Here is a 579-nt window from a genome sequence, read left to right as displayed (position 1 = left end):
CAACGCGACGCCGACGGCGGTTGCCGATGCGGGGGATGCGACCGAGAAGGGCGGTGCGGCCAATGGTTCGGGTGGCGTGGTTGCCAGCGGYAATGTGCTGACCAACGATACCGATCCGGATGCCGGCGACACCAAGACGGTCACGGCGGTCGGCTTCGGCGCGACATCAGGCACGCTCGGCACGGCGCTGAACGGTACCTATGGCAGTCTGGTGCTGAGCGCATCGGGCGTCTATAGCTATGCGCTCAACGAGACCAGTGCCGCTGTCCAGGCACTGCGGCAATCGACCAATACGCTGAGCGATGTCTTCAGCTACACGATGCGTGACACTGCCGGTGCGACCGCCACGGCAAACCTGACCATCACCATCCACGGCGCCAATGATGCGCCGGTGCTGGCTGTCCAGACGGTCGCCCAGAATGCCACCGTCGGCTCGGCCTTCTCCTTCGTGCTGCCGACMACCACCTTCACCGATGTCGACGGCGGCGAGACGCTGACCTATTCGGCAACGGCTGCCGACGGCACGGCGCTGCCCGCCTGGCTGGCCTTCAACGCCACAACGCGGACCTTCTCCGGCAC

At 66.0% G+C, this 579-nt stretch carries 1 protein-coding gene; it reads left to right on the top strand.

All coding sequences use genetic code 11. The annotated features are described in order from the left end of the window. A partial coding sequence (locus tag AC1DNW_RS35440; protein ID WP_477855819.1) for a VCBS domain-containing protein occupies nt 1-579 on the top strand: 579 nt, incomplete at both ends.

The sequence above is a fragment of the Rhizobium sp. 05L429 genome (genome assembly GCF_056397645.1).
This window is presented reverse-complemented; position numbering and strand designations above follow the sequence as displayed.